Origin of the sequence: Burkholderia sp. Tr-20390, assembly GCF_017104595.1 — a bacterium.
Classification (GTDB): domain Bacteria; phylum Pseudomonadota; class Gammaproteobacteria; order Burkholderiales; family Burkholderiaceae; genus Burkholderia.
In genome coordinates this window covers 1-5,622 of the sequence record NZ_JAAGPC010000324.1, presented here as the reverse complement: position 1 = coordinate 5,622, position 5,622 = coordinate 1, and the positions used below count along the sequence as shown (strand labels likewise).

The following is a 5,622-nucleotide window of genomic DNA, read 5'->3' as shown; positions in this document are numbered from 1 at the left end:
CCCCAGGCGGCCGCGCCCAGCAACGCGAGCGGGGCCAGCGCGAGCGGCCCGAGCTTGCCGAACGCCAGCGCGCACGCATAGCCGAGCGCGGCGAGGCCGACGCTCAGGCCGTGCTGCGGGCGATGCCACGCGAACGCGGCGGCCGCGAACAGCGCGAGCCAGATCGTGGCGGACGGAAGGAGCGAAAGGGACATGACAGGAGCGGCATTCGTCGGACGAGACGCCGCGCATCATACAGCAGCCGGCTTGCGATGCCGGTGGAGAGCGGTCAGCGGCCGGCGGTTTCGGTGACGCTGTCGCGGCCCGGGACGTGGACGCTGTTGCGCTCGCGCATCCGCCGCCGGTACCAGAACGTCCACAGCAGCAGACAGCCGAACACGGTGTAGCCCATGATCGGCGACACGACCAGCACGCGTTCGACCGGCCAGGTCACGACCATCCAGAGGCGCAGCAGCATTTCCAGCGTCATGAACGCGCCCCACACGAAGGTCATCCGCCGGAGCATCTGCCGCAGCCCCGGCTGGGCTTCCCAGACGGCTTCGAAATGCGCGGCGCCGCCATCCATCTCGCGGGCCACCGTGGCGCGGGCCAGGTAGAAGATCAGCGGGCGTTCGCGGAACAGCGACAGCAGGAACACGACGCCGATCGTGCCCGACGCGAGCGATTCGCGCATCAGCAGCGTGCGCGCGCTGCCGCCGAGCGCCATCCCGAGGATCGACAGCGCGATGCCCAGCAGCACGATGGCCGCCACCGCATCGACGCGGCGCGAGCGGATGAATTCGACGATCGACCAGATGATCGGCGGGACCGCCGACGCGTACAGCGCGCCGGTTTCGCCGAAAGACGGCTGCGCGGCCCGGTAGGCAATCCAGGGCAGCACGAGGTTGACGAAGAGTTCGAGGATCAGTCCGGCTCGCGGTTTCACGGTGAGCAATTCCACGCAGGGTGGGGCGAACCTGCAAAGGGCGTGGTGGCCCGCGGTTGCCCCGAAAAGGGTTCGATTGAGTATATCGAAGAATCGGGTGGGGCTGCGGTGCCGTGTCGGCCGCGTGCCGCCGGCGCCGGTGCCGATGCCATCGTCATGGAAACGCCGCGGCAGGCAGCGTGATCGTGACCGTGGTGCCCTGCAGCATGACGCTGTGCACGTGGATCGTGCCTTCGTGCCGCTCGACGACGGTCTTGACGAACGCCATGCCGAGCCCGACGCCGCTGGTTTCCGGCTGGCCGGCGGTGCGGAAGCGCCGGTAACGCTCGAACAGCCGCGTCTGGTCCGCGCTGCTGATCCCGCACCCGCTGTCGCGGATCGTGCAGCGCACGGTCCTGCCGTCGGCGCCCGGCTCGACCCTGCATTCGACGCTCGTCAGCGACGCGCTGTACTTGATGGCGTTGTCCAGCAGGTTGATCAGCGCGCGCGACAGCAGTGCCGGGTCGCCCAGCACGATCGTGTCGTCGCGCCGCGGCACGTCGTCGATCGACATGGATTTCCGGTGCGCGAGCGGCCACACCGCGTCGCGTGCCTCGTTCATCAGGTCGGCGAGGTTGACCGGCACGCGCTCGTAGTCGCTGGCCTCCGCACGCGAGAGCTGCGCGAAGCCGTCGGCCAGCGCCAGCGTGTGCCGCGCCAGCTTGCCGATCCTCGCGAACTGCTGCTTCATCTGCCCGTCGCCCGATCGTCGCGCCTGCGTGTCGATCAGGATGATCAGCGAGGTCAGCGGGGCGCGCATGTCGTGCGAGAACAGCGTCAGCATGTCGTTGCGCTGGCGCTCGAGCATGTCGCGGCGGACGGTCGCGTGGCGCAAGGTTTCCAGCGCGTGGTGGATCTGCGTGATCTCGGGCCCGATGCCGCGCGGCATCGCGACGTGCGACGTATCGCCATCGCTGAGCGCGACGATCCGGCGGCCGAGCGCATCGAGCGGCTTCGACAGCAGTCGCTGCACGCCGCGCGCGAGCGAGGCCAGGATCGCGACGCACAGTGTCGTGGCGAAGGCCGACAACGCGACCTTGATCCGGGCGGTGTTCCGGCCGCCGATCGCACGATGCCGGGCCAGGTCGATCACGCGGTCGCGCAGCCGCTCGCTCGGCCGGAAATGCGGCACGATCGCGCGGGAAAAGTCGGCCGCACTCATCGCATAGACGCCGTGCTTGCCGCCGGCGACGGCCGCGTCGACGAGCGGCAGGATGTGCGCGTCGAAGGCCCCGTTGAGCTGCGCGTATTCGCGTGCCACGTCAGGGTCGTCGAGCTGCGCGCCGATCGAGCCGTCGATCAGCGCGCGCAGTTGCTCGATGCGGCCGCGCATCCGCATGATGTCCGCGAACTGCGTGCGCTCGAGCGCCTGCCGCGCGAACATCGGCGCGATGAGCAGCGAGCCCGTGCGGCCCGCGTATTCGCGGAGATCGCCGAGAAGCCGCGCGAGCAGGATCGCCCCCGAGGTGCGCGGGTCGCCCATCGCGGTGTCGGTCATGGCGCCGTCGATCAGCAGCGACAGCGTGTCGACGATCCGGAACAGGCGCGCCTGCGCGTGCTGGATATCGTGAACGCCGCGTGTCGCGCGCGGCCGCATGCCGAGTGCATCGACTTCCGTGCGCGCATCGGCGAGCGTGATCCGGACCGAGTCGAGCGCATGCAGCAGGTTGCTGCGTTCGCGATCGTCGAGCACGGTCGCCTGCGCGATGCCGCCGCGAAAATGGTCGAGCGCCTGGTCGGAACGCACGCGCGCGGCGAGCAGGTGGCGGACCTCGGTGGCGCCGTCGTCCTGCGGGCGCACCAGCAGGTCGTTCGTCGGGCCGCGTTCGGCCGAGATCACGTTGGCGGCGCTCATCGCGCCGCGGACGAATTCGAAGCTCTGCAGGTCGGCATTCTCCTGCCGGTATTGCCTGACACTCCCCCAGATGATCGTGCCGCACAGCAAGGCCAGCAGCGTGGTGACGAGTGCGAAGCCGATATGGGTCTTCTGCTGGATCGTCAGCGATCGAATGTGATATGCGCGTTCCCGGCTAAACGAGAATGAATGATTCATGACACACCATGTTTGCAAGCTATCCCGGGTGGGCCCGTATTCTCGGCCTGTCGGCGCCGCGACACCGTAAGGTTTTGTGGGGGGCGGGGGCCGCCTTCAAGGGGGCGGCAACGATCCCGGCCGGGAGGCCGGATCGTGCCTTGCACAGGATCACCTTGCGTCAGTGTCCTGTCGACATCGGACGAATCGCGCTTGATCCGGAGAAACCCTGAGCGCGCATCGCACCGGTGGCGCATGACGACGGATGGTTTGGATTGCGAATGTTTATGGTCGTCGGGTTCGAGCGATGCGCGGCACGAAGTTCGCGACGGACGACGGCGGCAAGGAGGGCGTGCCGGAAGGGAGCGGCAGGCAGGTGCGCCGCCCGCGCGCGGGCGACGCTCCAGGGTGACGCTTGCAGCCCGCGTGCCGCGGCGCGAATCGCTGCCGCGGCCGCGCGCGTGGTCAGGCGAGGGCGGGCTGGACGATGATCTTCACGTTCCGGTCCTTGTGGTTGACCAGTTCCTCGAAGCCATGCGAGACGATGTCGCCGAGCGCGATGCGTCCGGTGATGAGCGGCTGCACGTCGATGCGGCCGTCCGCGATGAAGCGGATCACGTCCGCGAATTCGCCGTTGTATGCGAGCGAGCCGATCACTTCCTTCTCGGTCGACACGATGTCGAAGAAGTTGAACGGCGCCGGCTCCTCGAAGATCCCGACCATCACCGACTTGCCGGCCTTGCGGATCACGTCGATCGCGAGCTTCGCGGTGGTGGTGTGGCCGATGCACTCGAACGACACGTCGGCGCCGTAGCCGCCGGTCAGCGCCTTGACTTCCGCGATCGCGTCGGACGTCTTCGGATCGATGACGACGCTTGCGCCGACCTCCAGCGCCTTCTGCTTGCGCGCGGCCGACATTTCCAGCGCGATCACGCGCCCGGCGCCCGCGGCCTTCGCGCACATGATCGTGCACAGGCCGATCGTGCCCGCGCCGACCACGACGACGGTCTGCCCGACGATGTTGCCGGCCTTCTTCACCGCATGCAGCCCGACCGCGAGCGGTTCGATCAGCGCGCCGGCCTCGGTCGGGAAGTCGTCGGGCAGCTTGTACAGCAACTCGGCCGGCACGTTCACGTATTCGGCGAATGCGCCGTTGTTCATCAGCCCGGTGAACGCGAGGTTCTCGCAGATGTTGTACAGCCCATGCTTGCAATACCAGCAGGTGCCGCAATGCTGGCAGGCGTCGGCCGTCACGCGATCGCCGACCGCGTAGCCCGTCACGCCCGCGCCGAGCTCGGCGATCTCGCCGCTGAACTCGTGGCCGAGGATGCACTGGCCCTTCAGACCCGTCAGCGGATGCGGCGCGTCGACCGGGATGAAGACCGGGCCCGCGACGTATTCGTGCAGGTCCGAGCCGCAGATCCCGCACCAGTGCACGCGAATCGTCACCCAGCCTGCCGGCGGGCGCTCGGGAACGGGAACCTGTTCGACGCGGATGTCGTGGCGGCCGTGCCAGACGGCGGCTTTCATGCTCGGGGCGGTGGTCGTTGCCGGTGTACTCACGTTGCTGTCTCCATCAGGTTGTCGTCGGGCGCGAGGCGTGGCTGCCGGTGCGCCCGTCGCGCGAGTGCGCGAACGACCGGTATGCAGGAACGGGGCCAGCTCGAGTGGGGGCGCCGGACGGCGATCGGACGGGATCGGAACGATGCGATGCACCATTTACAGGCTCTTTGACAGGAAATGATTTGACGGAAGCAGAGGGTGAAATTTGCTGCGGAAGCAAAAGCTCCGGCCGGATGAGACGCTGGGACGTTCGTCTCAGCGCAATGAGACGAATCGCGAGACGCACGTTGCCACGCCGATCCATTGCCGCGATCGGCGGAACGGATCGTTGCGCACATTACCCCTTTACTTGAAGTTAACTTCAATTTGTATCATGTGCGCCAGTCCGATCCCGGACGCGTGATGCATCCCGTTGCACGCGGCCGTTTCAACGGAGGGGGAGATGACCGAATCGCCTGTCGCGGCCGATGCCGCCACGCTGCCGTCGCGCAGCTACCGGGCCGCCGTCGCGAACGTCGTGCTGGCGAGCATCGTGTCGGCGCTGCACGTCGGCAAGGCGACGATCGCGTTGCCGTCGCTCCAGCACGAATTCGGCGGCTCGCTTGCGTCGCTGAGCGGGATCATGTCGGTGTTTCCGTTCGTCGGCGTGTTCGGCGGCATCGCGGCCGGCCTGCTGGTGCGACGCTGGGGCGACCGGCTGCTGCTGATCGCGGGCCTCGTGATCCTCGGCCTGTCGAGTGTCGCCGGCGCATGGGTCGGCAGCTTCACGCTGTTGCTGGCCACGCGTTTCGTCGAAGGGCTCGGTTTCGTGATCGTGGTGGTTGCCGCGCCGGCCGTGCTGAATCGCGTGACGCCGCCCGAGCGGCGCAATCTCGTATTCGGCCTGTGGAGCACGTTCATGCCGGTCGGCATGGCGCTGTCGATGCTGGTCGGGCCGCTGCTCGGCGGCTGGCGCAACGGCTGGCTCGCGGCCGCGGCGCTGACGCTCGCCGCGGCGGCTGCGGTGCCCGTCACGACATCCGCCGATGTGCCGTCGCGGCAGGCCGCTGCACCACGCATCGGA

The 5,622-nt window shown here is 68.3% G+C and carries 4 protein-coding genes and 1 pseudogene; 1 reads left to right on the top strand and 4 read right to left on the bottom strand.

Annotation, left to right across the window (positions count from 1 at the left end; genetic code table 11):
• The 4 genes and pseudogenes from G3N98_RS38240 to G3N98_RS38225 all read right to left on the bottom strand — a co-directional run.
• Window positions 1-194 (bottom strand): annotated as a pseudogene (locus tag G3N98_RS38240) (CPBP family intramembrane glutamate endopeptidase); the annotation flags it as partial.
• 74 nt (window positions 195-268) lie between these two features.
• Window positions 269-925: a VC0807 family protein gene (locus G3N98_RS38235; protein ID WP_089475678.1), complete on the bottom strand. Its 657-nt coding sequence runs from the start codon at window positions 923-925 to the stop codon at window positions 269-271.
• 154 nt (window positions 926-1,079) lie between these two features.
• Window positions 1,080-3,017: a HAMP domain-containing sensor histidine kinase gene (locus tag G3N98_RS38230; RefSeq protein ID WP_206151026.1), complete on the bottom strand. Its 1,938-nt coding sequence runs from the start codon at window positions 3,015-3,017 to the stop codon at window positions 1,080-1,082.
• A 444-nt stretch (window positions 3,018-3,461) separates the two neighbouring features.
• Window positions 3,462-4,526 (bottom strand): 2,3-butanediol dehydrogenase, encoded by a 1,065-nt coding sequence (locus G3N98_RS38225; protein WP_089475036.1) that lies wholly within the window; start codon window positions 4,524-4,526, stop codon window positions 3,462-3,464.
• Between the two features lie 475 nt (window positions 4,527-5,001).
• On the opposite strand from G3N98_RS38225, the gene G3N98_RS38220 reads away from it, so the two are divergent.
• Window positions 5,002-5,622 (top strand): MFS transporter (locus tag G3N98_RS38220; protein ID WP_206151025.1); only part of this gene is annotated, 621 nt, incomplete at its 3' end.